Genomic DNA, 21,665 nt, shown 5'->3' on the forward strand with positions numbered 1-21,665 from the left:
ACGGGCTGAAATGGATCGTCCTGAGCCGACCGCATCGGCCACAGGTCGGTCAGCAAGGGACTGTGAGCGGCTAACCTTATTGAGGCGCCAGCGCGCTCACCGAAACCGTGACATTCAATTTCTCTTCAAGACCGCCAATACGCCGGCCACGCACCGGCGCAGCCGCTTCGTAGTCACGCGCCGCCGCCAGCCGGCAGTAAGCTTCGCTGGCAAACGCGGCGCGCGTCACGTCGACGGAAATCCAACCGGCGTCGAGCCAGACGTCGACCCACCCGTGACTCGCGGCCTGCGGCGCCTCACCCGGCTCGATATAGCCGCTCACGTAACGCGCCGGGAAGCCGCGTACGCGGCAGCAGGCCAGCAGCAGGTGCGCATGGTCCTGACAGACACCCGTGCCGAGCGCGAGCGCCTCGGACGCCGTGCTGGTCACGTCCGTCGTGCCTGGCTGGTATTTCACGCGCTCCACGATCGCCTCGGACAGCTTGATGAGCCCCTCGCGCGAGCCGAGCAAAGGCACCGACTGCGCCAGCTCGCGGATGGCGCCATCCGCTTCGGTCAGACGCGTGCAGCAGGTGTAATGCTCGAGCGGCACCGGACCCACCGCATCGCGCAAGAGCCCGTCAACGAGCGGAATCGTGTCGATCTCTCCCGACACGTGCAGACGGATCTCGCTATGTGGCTTGTTCAGCACCAGCGTGTGCAGCACGTTGCCGTAGGCGTCGAAGGTGGCGTCGAGCTTGCCGGGCGCGTCGATACTCCAGCGCCGCACGGTCTGCGACGCGCCGCTGGACGGCGTGAGGCGCAACTGCTGGATCGAGTAATGAACCGTCGCTTCGTAGCGATAGGCGGTGTCGTGGCGGATCGTCAGGTACATAAAAAAACTCCGTCAGGCAACTGGCAACATCAGATAGGTCCGCGCCACCAGATTGCCGAGTTCGAACACGCGGGCAAGAAACTGGTTCAGGTACGCGTGCAGGCCCGCTTCGAAGATCTGCCGGATGTCGGAGTACACCAGCTCCGCACGCAGTTTGCCGGCAAAGCGCTCGCACTGGTTCGAGCCCGAGGTGCGCAGCATCGCCAGATTGACGCATACGCCCTCCAGCGAGGCGAGCAGCGAGCGCGGCATCTGCTGGTTCAGGATCATCAGTTCGACCACGCGTGCGGGCGTGACGACGTCGCGATAGACCTTGCGATAGATCTCCAGCGCCGACACCGAACTGAGAATCGACGTCCAGTAGTAGAAGTCTTCGAGCTGGCGGGCAGCGTCGCGCGAATTCGGTTCGACGTCGGCGAAGCGCACGTCGAGAATTCGCGCGGTGTTGTCCGCCCGCTCGAGATACGTGCCGAGCTGCGTGAAAAAGAACGCGTCGTCCTGCAACGCGGTGCCGATCGTCACGCCGCGCGAAAGGTGCGAGCGGAACTTGACCCACTCGAACAGTTCATCCGGATTGGCGCTCAGTTGCCCGGCGGCGGTGCGTTCGTTGAAGCCAAGCCAGGTGTCGTTGATCGTCTCCCACCATTCGGTGGTCAACGTGCCGCGCACGGCGCGGGCGTTTTCACGCGCGGCCTGCAGGCAGGAATGAATGCTCGACGGATTGGTCGAGTCCGCCACCATGAAATCGAGCACGTATTCGCGCGTCGGTTCGTCGTAGCGTTGCGCGAAGGCGGCTTCGAGTTCGGAGATACGCAGCACCGAACGCTGCGCGCGGGCCTCCTGATCGGGCGTCTGCGGCAACAGCAGCGCCTTCAGGTTGATGTCGAGCATGCGCGCGGTGTTCTCGGCGCGCTCCATGTAACGGGCCATCCAGAAGAGGTGGTCGGCAGTGCGGCTTAGCATGACGGCGTTCCATTTTTGATGACGCGCCGGCGGACCTGCCGCCGGCTTTCCGTGTCGCGGGCAGAACCCGCAACCCCTTCAGTCGACCATCCAGGTATCTTTGGTGCCGCCTCCCTGCGACGAATTCACCACCAGCGACCCCTCCTGCAACGCCACACGGGTCAGCCCGCCCGCGCACATTGTGACGGACTTGCCGGACAGCACGAACGGACGCAGATCGATATGGCGCGGCGCGATGCCCGCCTCGACAAAGGTCGGGCACGCCGACAGCGCGAGCGTAGGCTGCGCAATATAGCCCGCCGGCCGCGCGAGCAAACGCGCGCGGAACGCTTCGATTTCCGCTGCGGTCGAGGCCGGCCCGACCAGCATCCCGTAGCCGCCGGCGCCATGCACTTCCTTGACCACCAGTTCGGGCAGATGCGCGAGCGTGTAGGCCAGATCGTCCGGCTTGCGGCATTGGAAGGTCGGCACGTTGTTCAGGACCGGCTTCTCGCCGAGGTAAAACTCGATCATTTCCGGCACGTACGGATAGATCGATTTGTCGTCGGCAATGCCGGTGCCCATCGCGTTGGCGAGCGCCACACGCCCCGCCCGGTATGCCGTCAGAAGGCCCGGCACGCCGAGCGCCGAATCGGCGCGGAACGCGAGCGGATCGAGAAAGTCGTCGTCCACGCGACGATAGATCACATCGACGCGCTTCGGCCCCTGGGTCGTGCGCATGAAAACGTAGTTGTCGTCGACGAAGAGATCTTTGCCCTCCACCAGCTCCACGCCCATTTGCTGGGCGAGAAAGGTGTGCTCGAAATACGCCGAGTTGTACATGCCTGGCGTGAGCACCACCACGACCGGATCGTCGACGCCTTCGGGCGCGACCGAACGCAAGGTGTCGAGCAGCAGATCGGGATAATGCGCCACCGGCGCAATCCGGTTTTGCACGAAAAGCTCGGGGAACAACCGCATCATCATCTTGCGGTTTTCCAGCATGTAGGACACGCCGGAGGGGACCCGCAGATTATCTTCGAGAACGTAGAAAGCGCCGTCCTCGCCGGCCCGCACCACATCGACACCGGCAATGTGCGCGTAAACACCGAGCGGCACCTTGACGCCCTGCATCTCCGGCCGGTACTGCGCATTGGTGTACACCTGTTCGGCCGGAACGATGCCCGCGCGCACGATGTCGCGGTCGTGATAGACGTCGTGGATGAACAGGTTGAGCGCCTGGACGCGCTGCCGCAGCCCTGCTTCGAGGGTCTGCCATTCGCTGCGCGGAATGATGCGCGGGATCAGATCGAACGGAATGAGCCGCTCCGTGCCGGACAGATCGCCGTTGACCGCGAAGGTAATCCCCACGCGGCGGAACAACAGATCCGCCTCCGCGCGCTTGCGCGCGATTGCCTCGTTGCCCTGCTTCACGAGCCAGCGTTCGAAGCGCGCGTAATGAGGTCGCACGCCTTCGTCATCATGACGCATCTCGTCATAGCATCGCATGTCACGCCCCGCTCTTTGTGTCGGATAGAAGGCGAATGCGCTGCGCATTCGGTGTTCAACCAGCATTCAAGCAAGCGCTATGCCATTGGCTTTCCGTACGCAAACCGAGGTGGATGCACACGAACAGCGCATACGGCCGGCACGGCTTCTGCACCATCGTACTGCGCCGGATCGCAATGCGCTACTGCGGTGCAACCCATGCATAGGCGTGGCGTCTTCCCACTCATCCGTGGGGCATCATTGGGACACTAATGGGTAATGCCTGCGCGACAAACGGAACACAAGTGAGTAACACGCGGGTAACACGGACGTAGAAAGCGCGCTGCCGTAAAACTGCAACTGCAATAAAAAATCCCCACGGATTCGCACCCGTGGGGATTTTTGCACTGCCTGAAGATCCAGCGGATTCAGCGCGTGAGTATCGGCGTGGCGCCCGCGGTCATTCGAAAACGAACGGGGCGCCGTGCACGATTACGCTGCTGCTGCGTCTTTCAGCTTCTTCAGCGGACGTGCCTTGATGCGCACGCTAGCCGGCTTGGCCGGGAACCAACGCTCTTCACCCGTGAACGGATCTTTGCCGAAGCGACGCTTCTTCGCCGGGACAGCTTGCACGACGATCTTCAGAAGACCCGACAGCGTGAATTCGCCAGCACCCTTCTTGTGGACTGCGCCGAGGATCGTATCTTCGAGCGCGGCCAGCACGGCCTTGGCAGCCTTCGGTTCAACAGCAGCACGTTCTGCGACGTGTGCAGCCAGCGAGGCCTTCGTGAAGGTGTCCTTGATCGGCGACGCGGCGCCGGACGCCTTCACGGCGACCTTCTTAGCTGCGACAGCTTTCTTCGCAGGAACTTTCTTTGCAGCAACCTTCTTGGTCGGTACCGTAGCAGCCTTCTTGGCCACCTTTTTTGCGGAAGTCGGCATGTTTCTCCTACCTGTTGTTGGTCAGTGAATGCAAGAAGCGCCCGCACGATGCGCACGCTTCAAGGGCGGATTCTACAAGCGCTATAGCGTTTTGCGCGACTCTTTTGTGCATCAGCGTTACGGATTGTTGCGCGGCGCCGACTCCGCAACACTTTTTAACCCGTATTTCAGGGGGTAAACGTGAAATGGCGAGTCGTGACACCCGTCTGTTTCGCTTCCCGAAACGGACGTTCGGATGGGCCAGAGCGGTTGGGGAAACCCCTGCTTTTAGCTGTTTTTGCGGTGCTTCCGCGAGTGGCCAAGCGCAACGCTGTCGCGCTTCGCTGCGCTTTACGTGCGCCCCGCTCAGTTGGCGAGCCGCGGCATGAGCTTCGCCAGCGCGTTCAGCGCGGCGTCGATCTGCTCGACGGCGATGCCTCCATAGCCGAAGATCAAACCGGGTTGCACTCGCGCCCGCTGATGAAATCGGGCAAGCCCGTATAGCCCGATTGACGCTTCACGCGCCGCCGCAATCACCGCGTCTTCGGCAAGCGGACGCTTCAGGTAAGCGGCCAGATGAATGCCGCAGGCCGGCACCACCGCTTCGAACCACGGCGCGAGCCCGCCATCCAGATGATCGAGCAGACACGCGCGACGCTCGGCATAGAGCTTGTGCATACGCCGCAGATGCTTGGCGAAATCGCCGTTCAGCATGAATGCCGCCAGCGCCGTCTGCGTGAGCGTGCAGCCGTGCCAGTCCGCTACTTGCCGCGCGATGCAAAGCGGTCCGAGCAGCGATGCGGGCGGCACCGCGTAACCCACCCGCAATTCCGGAAAGATGGTTTTCGAAAACGTGCCGATATAGGCAACCAGCCCAGCGCGGTCGAGACTTTTCAACGGCTCCATGGGCCGTCCTTCGAAACGGTATTCGCTGTCGTAGTCGTCCTCGATGATGACCGCACCGCTTTTTTGCGCCCATTCCAGCAACTCGACGCGTCGCTCGAGACTCATCGGCATGCCCAGCGGAAACTGATGCGAAGGCGTCACATAGACGAGCCGTGCATGGTCCGGCAGCTTGTCGACGACAAGACCGTCTGCGTCCACCGGCACGGAAACGATCTTCGCTCCCGCTGCGGCGAAACAGGCCCGCGCGGGCGGATAACCCGGATCTTCGAGCACGGCCACCTCGCCGGGACGCAGGATGACGCGCGCCATCAGGTCGAGCGCGTGCTGCGCGCCTTGGGTGACGATCACTTCGTCCCAGTTGCACACGACCGCGCGGTTGAAGCCGAGATAGCGCGCGATGGCCAGACGCAATTCCTGCTCGCCTGCCGCCTCGCGATAGATGCCTGGACTGCGCGACTGCGCGCGCACGGCGTGATTGATGCAGCGGCGCCAGACGTCGAACGGGAACAGCGACTTGTCTATCTTGCCGCCGACGAAATCGTGCGCGAGCGCATGCGTCGGCCCCGGCAATGACAATCTGGGCGGCATTTCCTCCCAGAGCGGTCGCGCGCGTACCGTTGGACTGGCTTTCGTCTGCACGCGCGTCGGTTCGACTGCCCGGACGTAGCCGTAGCGCTGCGCGGGTAGCCGCTGCAGAGTGTCCGCGACGAACGTCCCCGAGCCCGAACGCGCGCTCAGATATCCCTCGGCGAGCAGCCGCTCGAATACATCGAGCGTCGTCTTGCGCGAGACGCCGAGTTGCGCTGCGAGGTCACGCGTAGACGGCAAACGCGTACCACCCGTCAAACGTCCTTCGACGATGCCCGCGCGCAACTGTCGGTAGATCTGCCCCGCGAGGTCGTGCTGCCCCTCGATCGTGATGTGGATGTCCATCGAAGTGGCTACCTGAATGATTCGATTGATCGTTATCTTATACGACCGTTTCCGGCTCGGGGCCCCCGTCGACGGGGATACAAAATGCCGCCGTAAACGGCAGAAGGGCGCGCCGTTCAGGCGCGCCCTTCTCTATCAACCAGCGCGAATTGAAACCGCATTAAAGCCGGATTCAAGCCGCCCCAGCGTTACTCCGTAGTCACCGGCGAAAGCCCGTTGGCCACCCGCGCGGCATCGCGTGCCTCACTCGCGCTGCGATGATGCTCACGCGACAGACGGTTCATCAGCGGCAACAGCAGCACGGCGACCAGCGCGCCGAGCGCCGCCAGCCAGCCGAGACCCATGAACAGTTTCGTGTAGAGCGGCAGCGATTGCAGCGGATCGAGATCGCCGGAAGGCATCTGCGCGAAGTTCGCCACCACGCTGCCCAGATAGCCGGACACACCGCTTGCCACGAAATAGGCGCCCATCAGGAAGCCGCTCATGCGGGCCGGCACATAGCGCGCAATCATCGCGAGACCCAGGCCGCTCACCAGCAGTTCGCCGAGCGAATACAGCCCATAACCGCCCACCATGAACCACGACGACACCCGGCCGTCGACCGCATACCGGCCGCTCACGGCATAGACGAAAAAGCCCGCCGCGACGACCACGAAGCCGATCGCATACTTCACCGCCACCGACACGTCATTGCCGCTCTTCGACAATTTCGTATACAGCACCGCGAGAATCGGGCTCAGCAACATGATCCAGATCGGATTGAGCGCCTGGAACTGGGCCGCGCTCCACGTGAACAGCGAAACGCCGAACACCGAAAAGTGCGGATCGACGTTGCGCACCGCGAACAGTGTGAGCGAGGTCGACATCTGCTGATAGAAGATGAAGAACAGGATGGCCTGCAACGTGAGGACCAGTGCCGCGATCAGGCCCGCGCGTTCGGAATGTTCGCATTTCGCGAGCATGTAACCGAAAATCCCCAGAATCGCGACGCCGGCCGCGTACACGCAAGCCACCGCGATGGCCTTGTGCTGCAGCACGAACATGGTGGCGAGGCACAACGCTGCGCCGCCGACCACCACCGCGCCCACCCGTCCCCAGCGGACCGGTTCGTTATCCGGTGCGGAACCCACGTGCGCCAGGGTGCGGAACATGATGAAGTAGTTCAGCACGGCGAGCAGCATGCCTGCGCAGCACACGGCAAACGCCGCGTGCCAGCCCCAGTGATCCTTGATCCAGGGCGTGGCGAGCATCGACACCGTCGAACCGATGTTCACCGCCATGTAGTAGATCGTGAACGCGCTGTCGATCCGCGCGTCGTCGCCTTCATAGATACGGCGCACCAGGTTCGCCGCATTCGCCTTGAAGAGGCCATTGCCCACCACGATCACGCCCAGCGAGGCGTACATGTAGTTGAGCTGGTCGTCCGGCATGGCAAGCATCAGATAGCCGCAGGACAGCACCAACGCGCCAAACACCATGGTGCGGCGCGCACCGAGAATCTTGTCGCCAATCCAGCCGCCGACCGACGGCGCGGCATACACCAGCGCCGTAAATGCGCCCCAGGTGAGCGTGGCGTGACTATCGGTAAAGCCGAGCTTGTCGATCATGAACAGGACCAGCAGCGCAGCCATCCCGTAGTAGCCGAAACGCTCCCACATCTCGATCAGGAATACTGTCAAAAACGATCGAGTCTGGGATACGGTTGAATTCATTGTGTGCCTCGTTTTCTGTTCTTACGGTTGCGGCGGCGTGTTTCAATGAGCGCGCCGCTGGAAACTGGGTCTGGAAATATCAGGCTGCCGTGACGCACAGACGTGCCGGCATGCGTACGCTTATCCGTAGAACAAAGCTCGGCACCCAGAAAGGAAAGGAGAACCGGTCCTGTAGACAGCGCTTGCTACCGGCACCAGAGGCAGCCGGGCAAGACGGTTCCCGCGATAAAAGATGGCGTTGCCGAAGGCGCTGGAGGACAGCGGGCAGCGGCCCGTGCGAATGGGCTGGCGGTGAAGCGTGGCAGTACACATCAACGGTGGTACTCATCTCAGGTTGGCAGCGCAGTTGGGGTAAACCGCGCTGCTCGTCGTTCCGCGCACAGGATCGCTGCGCACGGGATTGAAAACAGCCTGCGGACCGAAATCATCGCTCGGTCCACAGGCGCACGCGATTGTCCGGAGCGCGCGTTGCGCCGTCACTCAGGGAATTCACTGATGCATCCCGTACCACCTCAAGCCAATTGAAAGTTTTGGCGCGGCTTGCCGCGCGATATGATCCATAGACCCGAAACGTATCGGCAATGCAGGCGCCCGATACATCAATGGTTCGAACTCCAGACGGGCGTTCCTTTTAACGTCTGCTTCGTTTTCGAACCGCAACGGGCATCGAACCACCGGTGGACCGGGTTGCGCTTCTGGCAACATGGCGAGTCTGTTTTCGAAAAAAATGCCTCACGGGCATACTCAAGCTGTTCCGATGGCCGACTAGGCTATCAAACTTTGTTTACGTAAATCAAACATATTTTGACGGGCTGATTGATCTCGCTATGGTCACGAAAACTGAAAACAAAAATCCAGCCCTTGAGTTGGGTAGCAAGATACGCGCGCTCCGGCAGCGACTGAAGCGCACGCTCGACGACACCGCTACCGCCGCGCGCATTTCAAAGCCCTTCCTGTCGCAGGTGGAACGCGGCCTTGCTACTCCGTCTCTCACGTCGCTGGCGGGGATTGCCAGCGCCCTCGGCGTCAATGTGCAGTATTTCGTCGACACGCCTAGCGAAGAGCGTTCGGTAAGCCGTGGCAACCAGTTGCGTTTTTTCGGTTTCGCCGATTCCGCGAACCTGTTCGCACGTCTGACCAACCTGACAGGCGGCCGCCAGCTGGAAGCCATCCTCGTCAAAATGCCGCCGGGGCAGAAGCGCTCAGAAGTGAATACGCATGCCGGCGAAGAGTTTCTGTATGTGATCAGCGGCAAGATTTCCCTGACGCTGGAAGGCAAGACTTTCGCGCTGCAGGCAGGGGATAGCGCACATTACGAATCGACCGTGCCGCATAGCTGGGCCAATACGGCGCGCGGCGAGACACTGGTGGTCTGGGTGGGGACGCCAAGGCTGTTCTAGTGTCGACCGGCGGCTACGGCAGCGCACCGGCTTTCAGGCTGGAAACCGCCGTTTATCATTTATTCGCATTGCTACGGATTCGTGCAGGCAACTGTAGCCGAAACTGAAACCGTCACGACATTCAGGCAATCCGTTCCGTTGTCATGGCCCGTGAGAGGCCATGCATGGGTCGGCGCAATGCGACGTCGAACGGATTGGTCTGCGGTCCAAGCGCGTGCGCCTGGCGCCGCAGCAATTCGACCACCATTGGCAAGCGATCGTCGCCGAGACGCGCGGCCAGCGTGCCGACGCTGAGCGCAGCAACGGCCACGCCCGTGCGGTCCAGAATGGGCACCGCCACCCCCGCCATACCATCCAGCACACCGCTGTTGCGCCCAGCGTACCCCAGTTGCCGCACCCGCTCGATCTCGGTGCGCAGATAGACTTCGTCCAGCACGCCGTAGCCGCGAATCCGCGGCACGTTGAAGCGGATGATCTCCTCGCGCTCGGCTTCCGGCAAAAACGCGAGAATCGCGAGACTCCCCTGCCCTACACCCAACGCCACCCGCCCACCGATATCGCCAGTAAATGAGCGGATCGGAAACGGTCCTTCGCAGATGTCGAGGCAGACCGCGTCGAAGCTGCTTTTGACCAGCAGGAAGATCGTGTCGCCCAGACTTGCGCACAGGCGCAGCAAAGCCGGACGGCACAGCGTGCGCATGCCGCTCGGGTTGCCCGCTTGCGCCGCGAGCGCGAAAAAATCGACGCTCAGCCGGTACAGTTTCGAGCCTTCGTCCTGTTCGACCATGCCTTCGGCAATCAACGCGTGCAGGATCCGGTGCACGGTAGCTTGCGTCAGCCCGACCGCTTTTGCGAGCCGCGTGACACGTCCGCCCTCGGGCTGCGCCTCGGCCAACGCGCGAATCACGGCAAACGAGCGCTGCAGCATGCCCGTGCCGGGCGTCTCGGGAGCACCAGACGGATCGGCAGCGGCGTTCTCCCGCTTCGCGGCAGTATTCATGATTTTTCCTTCAGCCTATTCCATTGATCGGAATACTATAGAGCGTTTTGTTCACCAGCGAAATAGTGGCCGGATTTCGCGCTGCAGCAGGATGTTAATGACATGTTAGGGATTTCTCGCACGTCACGCAATGGAATAAACTATTGCCAGTCAGCCAAACACATTCCATTGAATGAAATTTTTTCCATTCTTATACCGCCAAACGGAATTTGCATTTGACGTCGCATAATTTGGCTAGCTAGAGTCGGCTCATCAGAAGATTCGTCGATTCAGCCGGTGCTGCTGCACCGAAAGGCCAGACCATGTCGTTCCTCACGCTCACTGACGTAACGAAATCCTTCGGCGATCTGCAGGCCGTCGCCGAGGTAAACCTCTCGGTCGAGAAAGGCGAGTTCGTTTCGCTGCTCGGACCGTCGGGTTGCGGCAAGACCACCACACTGCAGATGATCGCGGGCTTCGTCGAGACCACGCGCGGGCGCATTACGCTCGATGGTCGCGACATCACGCACACCCAACCCAACCAGCGCGGCCTCGGCGTCGTGTTCCAGAGCTACGCGCTGTTTCCGCATATGAGCGTGGCGCAGAACGTCGCCTTCGGCCTGGAAATGCGCGGCATCGACAAGGCGCAACGCAACGAGCGGGTGCGCGAAGCACTGGCGCTGGTGCGGCTCGATACCCTCGCGCACCGCTTTCCGCGCGAGCTTTCCGGCGGCCAGCGGCAACGCGTGGCGATTGCGCGTGCCATCGTCATCGCGCCGCCCGTGCTGCTGCTCGACGAACCGATGTCGAATCTCGACGCCAGGTTGCGCGAGGATATGCAGTTCGAACTGCGTTCGATCCAGCGCAAAATCGGCACGACTACCATCATGGTGACGCACGACCAGTCTGAGGCACTCTCGATCAGCGACCGCGTGGTGGTCATGGAAGCAGGCCGCATCACGCAGATCGACACGCCCTACCGCGCGTATGAACGCCCCGAAAATCACTTCGTTTCGCAGTTCATCGGTAAGGCCAACATGCTGCCGGGGACGATCGTCGCGCGCGATGGCGACGCGATCCGTATCGATCTGGGTCATGACCTCGCCGAAACCGGCAACACCACGCAACTGCCCGTTAAGGAACGCATGGTAGGGGTGGGCGACTCCGTCACGCTGTGTATCCGCCCTGAAAAACTGCGGCTCTGCGCGCCGGACGCGGGACGTCTGCCCGCCACCGTGACCAGCCGCTTTTTCCTTGGCAGCCAGTGGCTGTACCGGGTGGATTGTCACCTCGGCGAAGTGCTGGTGTGTTGCCAGAACGAAGGCACGGAGCCGCTGGACGAAGGCGCTACGGTTGGCGTCGACTGGAATAGCGATGCAATCCGCTTCGTGCAGCGGGAGGCGCGTCATGGCTAGCACACTGCCCCTCGCCAACGATAACGACGAAGACAAGGACAACGGCGGCAGCGGCCACCGTGACGACAGCGCGCGCAGCACGCGGCGCGCCCCGTGGCATGCGTTTCTGCCGCTGTGGCTGATGTGCACGCCCGCCTTCCTGCTGTTCGCGGCCCTCGTGCTGATTCCGCTCGTGATGACGCTGGTGCTGAGCTTTTACCGCTTCGATCCCGCGAGCGGCCCGATCGCCGCCTTCCAGTTCGGCAATTACGCGGAAGTGCTGAAATCCGCCTACTTCCATACGATCTTTTTACGGACCTTCGGCATCGCCTTTCTGACCACCTTGTTGTGCGTGGTGATCGGCACGCCCGAAGCCTATGTGCTCTCGCGCATGCGCGATCCATGGCGTTCGCTGTTCCTGCTGGTGATTCTTGCGCCGCTGCTGGTTTCGGTGGTGGTGCGGGCATTCGGCTGGAGCATGCTGCTCAATCCCAACGGTCTCGTGAACCAGGCCTTCGCGCTGGTCGGTCTCGGCCCCTACAAGCTTGAATACACGACCTTTGCGATCGTGATCGCGCTGGTGCACGTAATGCTGCCCTTCATGGTGATTCCGGTCTGGACGGCGTTGCAAAAGCTCGATCCGCAAACCGAAAACGCGGCCCTCTCGTTGATGGCCTCGCCCGCCACCACGCTGCGCCGCATCGTGTTGCCGCAACTGACGCCCGGCATCCTTTCCGGCAGCCTGATGGTGTTCGGCCTGTCGGCCAGCGCCTTCGCGATTCCCGGACTGCTCGGCGGACGGCGCCTGAAGGTAGCCGCCGCCGCGGTCTACGACGAATTCCTCAGTTCGCTGAACTGGCCGCTCGGCGCAACGATTGCCCTGCTTCTACTGCTGGCGAACCTGATCGTGATGCTCACTTACTACCGGCTGCTGGAACGCCGGTACGCCCGCAGCATCGGCTAACCCGACGAGACCACGAGAATCCTACGATGAGAAAAAACGGCCCTCTCGCGCTAATCTTTCATGCGCTCGTGATCCTGTTCGTGCTGGCGCCGCTCGCAATTGTGGTACTGGTCGCCTTCACGCCCGACGAGACCCTGACGCTGCCCACGCACGGCTTTTCGCTGCGCTGGTTCCGCGCGATTCTCGACTACCCCGACTTCATCTCGGCGTTCTTCAACAGCCTGCGGCTTGCCTTCGCCTCGGCCACGCTGTCGCTGATCGTCGCGCTGCCGGCGGCGCTCGCCATCGGCCGGGCGCGTTTTCCGGGTCGCGGGTTTCTCAACGGGCTGCTGCTTTCGCCGCTGGTGATTCCGGGCCTCGTGCTGGGCATTGCGTTGCTGCGCTTCTTTGCGCTGATCGGCGCCACCGGTTCGTTTGCCTGGCTGGTGCTCGCGCACATGATCATCATTACGCCGTTCGTCATGCGGCTCGTGCTCGCCTCCGTCAGCGGCCTCGACCGCAGCGTCGAACATGCGGCCGCCTCGCTCGGCGCCGATGCGTGGACCACGTTCCGCCGCGTCACCTTCCCGATGATCCTGCCCGGCATCACGGGCGGCTGGTTACTGGCGTTTATCAACAGCTTCGACGAACTGACCATGTCGATCTTCGTCACTTCGCCGAAAACCATCACGCTGCCGGTGCGCATGTACATGTATGCCACCGAATCGATCGATCCGATGATGGCCTCCGTCTCCGCGCTGGTGATCTTCATCACGGCCGGCGCGATGCTGCTGCTCGACCGCGTGTATGGGCTCAACCGCATTCTGATCGGCCAGCACTGATGACTTCTTCCGACCTGACCCGCATGCCTGGTACTCCGCACGGTTCCAATTCTTTTGTCAGTTCTTCGGCCGTCGCCGAATCGGGTCCGCAATTCGTTCGGATTGCAGAACGGCAGCGCGCGCCGCTCGCGTTCGTTCTGGATGGCAAGGACGTCACGGCGCTGGCAGGCGACACGGTGTTGACCGCGATCCTCACCCAGCAGCGCAGCGTGCGGCATAGCGAATTCAGCGGCGAGCCACGTGCCGGTTTTTGCCTGATCGGTGCCTGCCAGGATTGCTGGGTGCGCAGCGAAGACGGAACGCGTCTGCGCGCCTGTTCGACCTTGCTCAAAGCCGGCATGCGCATCGTCACGCGCCATGCCGTGGTGACCGAACACGCCGCGGCAGGCCCGGCGAGCTTCCCGTCCGACGGAGACGCGCCATGAACGACGAACGCCGCGTCGTGATCGTCGGCGCTGGACCGGCCGGCGTGCGTGCCGCCGAAACGCTGGTCGCGGCGGGTATCAAGCCGGTCGTGCTCGACGAAAACGCTCGCTGGGGTGGTCAGATTTATCGCCAGCCGCCCGCCAATGGCCATTTCGAGCGCTCGAAGCAAGCCCTCTACGGCTTCGAAGCCCGCAAGGCCGACGCGCTGCATTCGACGATGGCCGCCCTGCTGCCGCAACTCGACTACCGGCCCGACACGCTGGCCTGGGCCTGTGCGCGAGGCCGCCTCGACACGCTGCACGCCGGACGCGAAGCCGCGGTGCCGTTCTCGCACCTCATCATCGCCAGCGGCGCGACCGACCGCGTTCTGCCGGTGCCCGGCTGGACGCTGCCGGGCGTCTATACATTGGGCGGCGCGCAGGTCGCGCTGAAGGCGCAGGGCTGCGCGATCGGTCAGCGCGTCGTGCTTGCGGGCACCGGGCCGCTGCTGTACCTCGTCGCCTATCAGTACGTCAAAGCCGGCGCGCACGTCGTCGCCGTGCTCGATACCAGTCCGCTGGCTCAGCAGATCGCCGCTGCGCCGAAACTCGCGCGCCAGCCGGCCACCTTTGCGAAGGGGCTCTACTACGTGAGCTGGCTGACGGCGCGCGGCGTACGGATCGAGCGCAGTGTGACGCTCGTCGGCATCGAAGGGGAACGGCACGTCAGTGCCATCGTCTGGCGCGGTGCCGGCAACGGCGCGGAGAACGAAACCCTCGCCTGCGACGCCGTCGGCCTCGGCTTCGGGCTGCGTCCGGAAACCCAGCTCGCGGATCTGGCCGGCTGCCGCTTCCGCTTCGACGCGCAAAACCGCTGCTGGCTTCCCGAACTGGACGCAGGCGGGCGCAGTTCGGTACCCGGCATCTACCTTGCCGGCGACGGCGCGGGCATCGCCGGCGCCGATGCCGCGGAACTGGCCGGACACCGCACGGCCCTCGCCCTGCTCGACGATCTGGGTATCGCGCATCCACGCGGTCAGGGTCTGCCCGACGCGGCGACGCTTGATCGCCGCCTGCAACGCATCGCCATCTTCCGTGGGGGTCTGGAAGCCGCGTTCGCCCCCCCTATCCGTGCTGCCGCGCAATGGCCCGACGCGATGACCGTGTGCCGCTGCGAAGAAGTCGACGCCGGTACGCTGCGCCACTGCATCCGCAGCGGCACAGCCAGCGAGATCAACCGTCTGAAAGCGCTGACCCGCGTCGGTATGGGCCGCTGCCAGGGCCGCATGTGCGGCGAGGCGGCGCTCGCGCTGCTAAGCGTGGAAACCGGCAAGCCGCTCGAACTGGTAGGCAGGCTGCGCAGCCAGCCGCCGGTGAAGCCGATTCCGATGTCGCCCGCGCTCTATGCCGAGGGCGTCGTCGACATTCCCGAGGACGCCCGCGATGAATAAGGCTCTGCACTACGACGTCGCGATTGCGGGCGGTGGCCTGGTCGGCGCCTCGGCCGCACTCGCATTGGCAAAAAGCGGTCTGCGCGTGGGCCTGTTCGAGCGGCGCTTCTGCGGCGCGCAGGCGAGCGGCGTGAATTACGGCGGCGTGCGCTGCCAGGGACGCCCGGTCGAACAGATGCCGTTGGCGATGCGCGCACGCCGCGTCTGGGATCGCTTGCCCGATCTGATCGGCATCGATGGCGAATTTGTGATCTCCGGTCATTTGCGGCTCGCGCGTAGCGAAGCTGATCTGGCCGCGCTCGAAACGTGGGCGCAGATGGCGCGACAACATGGGCTCGATCCGCAACTGCTCAGCGGCGCCAGTTTTCGGCGCCGTTATGCGTGGCTAGGCAAAGCGGCGATCGGCGGTTCGCTCTGCGCCAGCGACGGTCACGCGAACCCGCGCGTCGTGTCGCCGGCCTTTGCGCGCGCCGCACAAGCCGCGGGTGCCGAGGTGCGCGAGCAGACCGAGCTCACCGAAATCCGTCATGACGGCACGCGTTTTCAACTCGGCGCGGGCGAGCAGCACTTCACCTCCGACTGGTTGATCAACTCGGCCGGTGCATGGGCCAACAAGGTTGCGGAATCATTTGGCGAGACCGTGCCCATGAAGCCGATCTATCCGAACATGTGGGTCACCGAGCCGCTGCCGCTCTTTATCACACACAACCTGGGCGTCTACGGCGGCGGCATCTACGCGCGGCAAGTGGCGCGCGGCAATTGCGTGGTGGGCGGCGGCCGCGGACATGGCGACGGCGAATACGGCCAGCCCTCCACTGAGACGACCCGCACCGTGATGCGCGACGCTTGCGCGCTATTGCCCGCGCTGCGCGACGCCCTCTTGATCCGCACGTGGAGCGGCGTCGAAGGCGAGACGCCGGACAGCAATCCGATCATCGGCGCGAGCCGCACCGTGCCGCGCCTGCTGCATGCCTTCGGCTTTTCAGGCGGCGGCTTTCTGCTGGCGCCCGGGGTTGGTGAAGTGCTGGCCGACCTGATCGTCCACGGCTCGACCTCGACCCCACTGGATGCCTTTTCGATCGACCGCTTTACCTCCGTCCCTACCCCTAGCTTGCACGCGCTCTAGTCAAACCCAGGAGATCCAACATGAAACTGTTCAGAACGATGGCCGCGCTCGCCGCCATGTGTGCGTTCGGCGCCGCGGCGCCGGCGTGGTCGCAGACCAAAACGATCTACATCGGCATGAACGGCGGCCCGATGGAGAAGGCTTACACGAGTCAGGTGCTGCCCGACTTCGAAAAAGCCAATAACGTGAAGGTGGTCGTGGTGCCGGGCACGTCGTCCGACATTCTCGCCAAATTGCTCGCCAACAAAGCCAGTCCGCAGATTCATGTCGTGTTTCTCGATGACGGTGTGATGGCCCGCGCGGTCAGCATGGGTGTGTGCCAGAAGCTCGATGACGCGCCCGTGCTCAAGGAGTTGTATCCGTTCGCGCGCATGAAAGACGATATGGGCGCAGGCGTGCAACTCGGCATGACCGGCATGGCGTACAACAAGAAGCTGTTTGCCGAAAAGGGCTGGGCGCCGCCCACCTCATGGATGGACTTCGCCGATCCGAAGTACAAGGGCAAGGTCGTGTTTCAGTCCGAATCCAGCAGCACGTTCGGGCTGCATGGCTTTCTGGCGATCAATCGTCTGATGGGCGGTAGCGAGCAGAACGTCGAACCGGCCTTCACGAAATGGTCCAGCACGGTGGGGCCGAATGTCGCCGAGTACGTCCCGAACTCCGCCAAGATTTCGGAAATGGTGCAGACGGGCGAAGCCGGTCTCTTCCCGTTGACGCCGACCGGTGTTAGCGATCTGCAGGACAAGGGCATTCCCGTGGCGTATGTGAATCCGAAGGAAGGGCCCGTACTGCTGCTAGTGGATCTGTGCGTGGTGAACAATAACCCGGACCCGGCGCTCGCCCAGAAGCTCGCGCAATTCCTGCTGTCCGCGCCGGCGCAAACCAAAGCGGCCGATGCCGGCAAGCAGATCCCCACCAACCGCCTCGCGAAGATGCCTGCGGCGATGCAGCAAAGCATCGGCAAGATCGACGATCTGCTGCACAAGGTGACGGTGGTGGATTGGGACGCGATCAATGCGCATCGCGCGCAGTGGGATACGCGCTGGAACCGGCAGATCGAGCAGTAAGCGGCCGCGCTGCGGTTCGCCACGGTTCGCTTCAACTCAGCGGCTATTCACCGCACCACGGAGAGCGTGACTGCAAGCCAGATTGCGCTCACGCCGCCGAGGAACAGACGCCGGGCGACCCGAATCCCGGCGTCGTTGCTTTCCGATTCGACCGGGCGGGTTGCCATAAACGGCACGAGCCCCAGGCAGGCGAAGCCGCCGAGCGCGAACAGCACCACCAGGATGTCCATGAATCTCCAAGGCACCGGTTCGTGCACGCCCCAGTAGCCGAGATACACAATGCCGAACGAAAACGCCGTCGCCGACGCGGAACTCAACGCCACGACCGACCCTGTTGGACTCGGCATTTCACCCTCCTGTGTCACGCCGCCCTGCCCGCCGCCCCAGTGCGGCTTGAGCGATTCTACCGCGCGGCGTGCGCCGTTCTGAAGCACGCGACGCGGCCGGCGTTCAGGCGGTACGCGCCTCGCGCGCCTCGTAGGCTTTCAGGTGGCTGTAGGCGATCCGCAGCAGCGACAGGCGCACATCGCTCCGCGGTGCCGGATCGCCGCGCTGGATCAGATCGCCGAGAATATGGTCGGCTTCGATGCGGGAATGATTCTCGACGTCGCGCAGCATCGAAGCCGTGAGCGGCGACGGCGTGAACAGCGTCTGATCGGCGCGCGCCTCGAAGTGCGGTCCCATGGTAAAGCCGTTGTGCTGCGCGACCGCCCGGCATTCGCCAAGCAGTCCTTCAATTGCGCGGCGGCCATCCGGTGCACTCAGAATATCGGCGATCGCGCCACGGAACAGGCACGTGCTGGCGGCCAGCGTGGCCAGAAACACCCACTTTTCCCACATGCTCAGCAGGATATGCTCGCTCGGCGAGACATCGAAACCGGCCCCGGTCATTTGTTCGCCAATCGCGCGCACGCGGGCCGACAACCCGCCTTCGAGTTCACCGAACGAGATCGAATGCATGTCGTTCAGATGCACGATCTCGCGCTCGCGATTGAGCGTGGCAGCGATCACGCATTGGCCGCCCAGCACGCGAGCCGCGCCGAACTTCTCTTTGAGAACGTCGATATGGCGCATGCCGTTGAGCAACGGCAGGATCGCCGTGGACGGCCCGACCAACGGCTCGAACGAAGCAATCGCCTCGTCGAGGTTGTAGGCCTTGCAACTGAGCACGATCAGATCGAACGGCTCGACGGTGTCGCCCGCCTGCACGGTTTTCACGTCGCGCAGCGTGAGATCGCCCCGTGGACTTCTGATGACAAGACCGTCGCGGCGCAACTCTTCGGCCCGGCCCGCCCGCACCAGAAACGTCACGTCACGGCCGGCCTGAGCCAGACGCCCGCCGAAGTAACCGCCCACCGCACCCGCACCTACAACCAGAATTCGCATCGCTTTGTCTCTCACGAGGATTTGTCGTTCCGCTCAAGGGCGTCGCACCGCGTTCGATCAGCAGGACGCAGGACGTACCCTCGGCACGTGCGTCAATGTAGCAAAAAATCCCCGCTTGCATCGACGCGGCCGGCGGCGCCCATGCGCGGGCGCCGAAGGGGGATCAGAGGATCTCGAGCGCCAGCGCGATGCCCTGCCCGCCGCCGATGCACAGCGTGACGATGCCCCGGTTCAGTCCGTCGCGGCGCATCGAGTGAATCAGGCGTGTGGTCAGCACCGCGCCGGTCGCGCCAATCGGATGGCCGTGGGCGATGGCGCCGCCGTCGACGTTCACGAGCTCTTCTGCCAGCCCGAGCTTGCGCAACACGGCGATCGGCACGGCGGCAAAGGCCTCGTTGATCTCGACGCGCTCGACATCCTTCAACTGCCAGCCGGCGCGAGCCAGAGCCTGCTGCACCGCGGGCACCGGTCCCAGCCCGAACATGCCCGGCTCGACCGCCGCGACCCCATACGCGACGAGCCGCGCGAACGGCTCGATACCCTGCGCTTCGGCGAACCCGCGTTCGGCGACCACCATGGCGGCCGCACCGCTGTTCAGGCCCGGCGCGTTGCCGGCGGTAATCGTGCCGTCGGGGCGAAACGCCGGCCGCAAACGGGCCAGCGTTTCGACGGTGGTATCGGCGCGCGGCTGCTCGTCGCGCGCGAACTGCTGCGGCCCCTTGCGTCCTTCGATTTCGACGCTAACCAGCTCGGCGTCGAAGCGGCCGCTCGCCTGCGCCGCGACGAAGCGCTGCTGCGAACGCGCGGCCCAACGGTCCTGAGCCTCGCGCGTGATGTCCATCTGCGTGACGAGATCTTCGGTGTGCCAACCCGAATGTTCGCCGGAAAACGCATCGACGAGGCCATCGCGCAGCATGCTGTCATGCACCTGAGCATTGCCCATGCGATAGCCCCAGCGGCCGCCGTCGAGCAGATACGGCGCACGGTCCATGTTTTCCATGCCGCCCGCAATCGCCGCGTCGCCGAGACCCAGCCAGATTTCCTGAGCCGCCGACGCGATGGCTTGCGCGCCCGAGCCGCAGACACGGTTCACGGTCAGCGCCGGCACCGTGACGGGCACGCCGCCGCCGATCGCGGCCTGCCGCGCCGGGTTCATCCTGTTGCCGGCCTGAATCACGTTGCCCATCACGACTGACCCTGGCGCCGCTGCGGAGAGCCCGCTGCGCCGGAGCGTCTCGCGCACGGCCACCGCGCCGAGCGCCGTGGCGGGCACGTCTTTCAGCGTGCCGTTGTAGGCGCCGATCGGCGTTCTCACAGGGTTGCAGATCACTACGTCTCGCTTGTTCATCATCGTCTCTCACTTTCAATGAAGTCCCGCTCTGCCCGTGTCTTCAGTGCCCGGGAACGAGCTTGCCGGTCATCACCGGGATGCGTGCGGTCCGGCCCTGCGCCCCGGATCCGTTCAATTGGCGGCCAATGCAGGCGCCGCGTCCCATCCCCCACCCAGCGAACGGTACAACGCCACCGTTGCGAGCGCGTGAGCGCGCTTCGCCTGATTCAGCGCCTCGGAATCGAGCAGATACGCCTCCTGCGCAGCGAGCACGTCGAGGAAGCTCGACGCGCCATCCTTGTACAACTCGGTGGACAGGTGCAGGGCCTGATTCGACGCATCCAGCGCGCCGCCGAGGCGATCCACCTGTGCGGCGTCGCTGACCAGATCGCTGCGGGTGTCCTCGACTTCCTTGAGCGCCTGCAACATCGTTTGCTGCAGCCCGAGCTGCGATTCGCGCATCCTGCTTTCATTTTCGTCGATGCTGGCCGTGATCCGGCCGGCATTGAAGATCGGACTCGTCGCGTTCAGGGCGGCGCTGAAGAGGTTGTCGGTCAAGGTGGGCAAGCCGAGATACGAAGACGCCAGCAAGCCATCCACGAGATTCAGCTTGAACTGCGGGTAACGCTGCGCCTTCGCGGCCCCGACTTCCGCTGCGCGCTGTTCGACGCTGGCATAGGCGGTGCGCACGTCGGGGCGGCGCAGCAATGCTTCGGACGGCAGAATGTGCGGCACGCTTTGGGCCGGCACCGGAATATCACGCACCTGCGTGAGCAGCAACCTGTCAACGCTCTCCGGCGTCCGCCCCGAATACACGGCGATCAGGCTCAACTGATGCTGCACGGTGGACTGCACGCGCGGAATCTGCGCCTGCAGATCCTGCAACTGGTTCTGCGCACGCGCAACGTCGAGCTGCGTGGACAGGCCATAGTGCAGCCGCTCTTGTGTCAGCTTGAGTGCGCGGCTGCGGATCTGCTCGTTGTCGTTCAGAATCTGCAATTCCGTCTGGGCCCAGCGCAGATCGATGTAAGCCCCTGCCGTATTGGCCGCAAGCGCGAGTCGCAATTCGTCGAGCGCGGCTTCACGGCCTGCTACCTGGGCTTGCGCCGCCAGCACGGCTAACCGTTCTCCGCCAAACACGTCCGGCGTCCAGCTCGCCGCCACGCCGAAGCCCGCCTGACGCACATAGCCCAACGGCGGCGGCGTGTTTTCGCGCTGGTCGGCCGCCGTCGCCGTGGCATCGAGCTCGGGCAGCAACGCCGAGCGCTGCTGGAGGGTAATCGCCTGTGCCTGCTTGACGCGTTCAACCGCAGCCTGCACATCCAGATTGCCGTTCAGAACGGACTCGACCAGCTGATGCATCACGGGGTCGCCGAAGTGCGCCCACCACGCGTTCGCATCCACCGTGTCTTGCGGAGCGTCGACGCTCCACGCGGCGGGCGCCACAGAGTGCGCCACCTGCGGCAAATCCGCATGCGTCTCCGGTTGCACCGCACACGCCGCCAACCCCAGCAGCAGCAACGCACTGAGGCCACTTTTTGTTGCGATCGAATTCATATCGCTTTCC

At 63.7% G+C, this 21,665-nt stretch carries 19 protein-coding genes; 8 read left to right on the forward strand and 11 right to left on the reverse strand.

Translation table 11 applies throughout. The annotated features are described in order from the left end of the window. Positions 1 to 76: 76 nt before the first annotated feature. The 6 genes from P3T43_RS18745 to P3T43_RS18770 form a co-directional block, all read right to left on the reverse strand. Positions 77 to 874: a transglutaminase family protein gene (locus tag P3T43_RS18745; protein WP_429282534.1), complete on the reverse strand. Its 798-nt coding sequence runs from the start codon at positions 872 to 874 to the stop codon at positions 77 to 79. Positions 875 to 886: 12 nt separating this feature from the next. Then, positions 887 to 1,837 (reverse strand): alpha-E domain-containing protein, encoded by a 951-nt coding sequence (locus tag P3T43_RS18750; RefSeq protein ID WP_429282535.1) that lies wholly within the window; start codon positions 1,835 to 1,837, stop codon positions 887 to 889. Positions 1,838 to 1,915: 78 nt separating this feature from the next. Next, entirely contained in the window at positions 1,916 to 3,325 is a 1,410-nt protein-coding gene (locus tag P3T43_RS18755; protein ID WP_429282536.1) for a circularly permuted type 2 ATP-grasp protein, read from the reverse strand. 471 nt (positions 3,326 to 3,796) lie between these two features. Next, a complete protein-coding gene (locus P3T43_RS18760; RefSeq protein ID WP_429282537.1) occupies positions 3,797 to 4,246 on the reverse strand; it encodes an HU family DNA-binding protein in 450 nt (149 codons plus the stop codon). Between the two features lie 345 nt (positions 4,247 to 4,591). Further along, positions 4,592 to 6,064 (reverse strand): PLP-dependent aminotransferase family protein, encoded by a 1,473-nt coding sequence (locus P3T43_RS18765; RefSeq protein WP_429282538.1) that lies wholly within the window; start codon positions 6,062 to 6,064, stop codon positions 4,592 to 4,594. 188 nt (positions 6,065 to 6,252) lie between these two features. Next, the gene (locus P3T43_RS18770; RefSeq protein WP_429282539.1) at positions 6,253 to 7,776 is read right to left on the reverse strand and encodes a peptide MFS transporter; all 1,524 of its coding nucleotides are present in this window, start codon (positions 7,774 to 7,776) and stop codon (positions 6,253 to 6,255) included. A gap of 827 nt (positions 7,777 to 8,603) precedes the next feature. Here P3T43_RS18770 and P3T43_RS18775 point away from each other — a divergent pair. Beyond that, on the forward strand, positions 8,604 to 9,176 hold the full coding sequence (locus P3T43_RS18775; RefSeq protein ID WP_429282665.1) for a helix-turn-helix domain-containing protein: 573 nt from the start codon (positions 8,604 to 8,606) through the stop codon (positions 9,174 to 9,176). Between the two features lie 121 nt (positions 9,177 to 9,297). Here the strand turns inward: P3T43_RS18775 and P3T43_RS18780 are convergent, their stop codons facing one another. Beyond that, positions 9,298 to 10,176, reverse strand: a complete 879-nt coding sequence (locus tag P3T43_RS18780) for an IclR family transcriptional regulator (RefSeq protein WP_429282540.1) — start codon at positions 10,174 to 10,176, stop codon at positions 9,298 to 9,300. Positions 10,177 to 10,478: 302 nt separating this feature from the next. On the opposite strand from P3T43_RS18780, the gene P3T43_RS18785 reads away from it, so the two are divergent. The 7 genes from P3T43_RS18785 to P3T43_RS18815 are packed head-to-tail and all read left to right on the forward strand — an operon-like array spanning position 10,479 to position 17,382. Continuing rightward, the gene (locus P3T43_RS18785) at positions 10,479 to 11,570 is read left to right on the forward strand and encodes an ABC transporter ATP-binding protein (protein WP_429282541.1); all 1,092 of its coding nucleotides are present in this window, start codon (positions 10,479 to 10,481) and stop codon (positions 11,568 to 11,570) included. Continuing rightward, the gene (locus P3T43_RS18790) at positions 11,563 to 12,513 is read left to right on the forward strand and encodes an ABC transporter permease (RefSeq protein WP_429282542.1); all 951 of its coding nucleotides are present in this window, start codon (positions 11,563 to 11,565) and stop codon (positions 12,511 to 12,513) included. The genes P3T43_RS18785 and P3T43_RS18790 overlap by 8 nt, the downstream gene beginning before the upstream one ends. A gap of 26 nt (positions 12,514 to 12,539) precedes the next feature. Then, positions 12,540 to 13,334, forward strand: coding sequence for an ABC transporter permease (locus tag P3T43_RS18795; RefSeq protein ID WP_429282543.1), 795 nt, complete (start codon positions 12,540 to 12,542; stop codon positions 13,332 to 13,334). 23 nt (positions 13,335 to 13,357) lie between these two features. Then, positions 13,358 to 13,759 carry a (2Fe-2S)-binding protein gene (locus P3T43_RS18800; protein ID WP_429282666.1) on the forward strand — a complete coding sequence of 134 codons (402 nt, stop codon included), beginning with the start codon at positions 13,358 to 13,360 and terminating at the stop codon, positions 13,757 to 13,759. After that, positions 13,756 to 15,189 (forward strand): FAD-dependent oxidoreductase, encoded by a 1,434-nt coding sequence (locus P3T43_RS18805; RefSeq protein ID WP_429282544.1) that lies wholly within the window; start codon positions 13,756 to 13,758, stop codon positions 15,187 to 15,189. Before P3T43_RS18800 ends, P3T43_RS18805 begins: the two co-directional genes overlap by 4 nt. Next, positions 15,182 to 16,315: an NAD(P)/FAD-dependent oxidoreductase gene (locus P3T43_RS18810; protein ID WP_429282545.1), complete on the forward strand. Its 1,134-nt coding sequence runs from the start codon at positions 15,182 to 15,184 to the stop codon at positions 16,313 to 16,315. The genes P3T43_RS18805 and P3T43_RS18810 overlap by 8 nt, the downstream gene beginning before the upstream one ends. 20 nt (positions 16,316 to 16,335) lie before the next feature. Then, a complete protein-coding gene (locus tag P3T43_RS18815) occupies positions 16,336 to 17,382 on the forward strand; it encodes an ABC transporter substrate-binding protein (RefSeq protein WP_429282546.1) in 1,047 nt (348 codons plus the stop codon). 47 nt (positions 17,383 to 17,429) lie between these two features. Here P3T43_RS18815 and P3T43_RS18820 read toward each other — a convergent pair whose 3' ends face one another. The 4 genes from P3T43_RS18820 to P3T43_RS18835 all read right to left on the reverse strand — a co-directional run bounded on the left by P3T43_RS18820 (position 17,430) and on the right by P3T43_RS18835 (position 21,655). Continuing rightward, the gene (locus P3T43_RS18820) at positions 17,430 to 17,729 is read right to left on the reverse strand and encodes a hypothetical protein (RefSeq protein WP_429282547.1); all 300 of its coding nucleotides are present in this window, start codon (positions 17,727 to 17,729) and stop codon (positions 17,430 to 17,432) included. Positions 17,730 to 17,832: 103 nt separating this feature from the next. After that, positions 17,833 to 18,768: a 2-dehydropantoate 2-reductase gene (gene panE / locus P3T43_RS18825; protein WP_429282548.1), complete on the reverse strand. Its 936-nt coding sequence runs from the start codon at positions 18,766 to 18,768 to the stop codon at positions 17,833 to 17,835. Positions 18,769 to 18,931: 163 nt separating this feature from the next. After that, a complete protein-coding gene (locus tag P3T43_RS18830) occupies positions 18,932 to 20,116 on the reverse strand; it encodes a thiolase family protein (RefSeq protein ID WP_429282667.1) in 1,185 nt (394 codons plus the stop codon). A gap of 114 nt (positions 20,117 to 20,230) precedes the next feature. Beyond that, the gene (locus P3T43_RS18835; RefSeq protein WP_429282549.1) at positions 20,231 to 21,655 is read right to left on the reverse strand and encodes an efflux transporter outer membrane subunit; all 1,425 of its coding nucleotides are present in this window, start codon (positions 21,653 to 21,655) and stop codon (positions 20,231 to 20,233) included. Positions 21,656 to 21,665: the final 10 nt, after the last annotated feature.

Origin of the sequence: Paraburkholderia sp. GAS41, assembly GCF_050436545.1 — a bacterium.
In the GTDB taxonomy this organism is placed as follows: domain Bacteria; phylum Pseudomonadota; class Gammaproteobacteria; order Burkholderiales; family Burkholderiaceae; genus Paraburkholderia.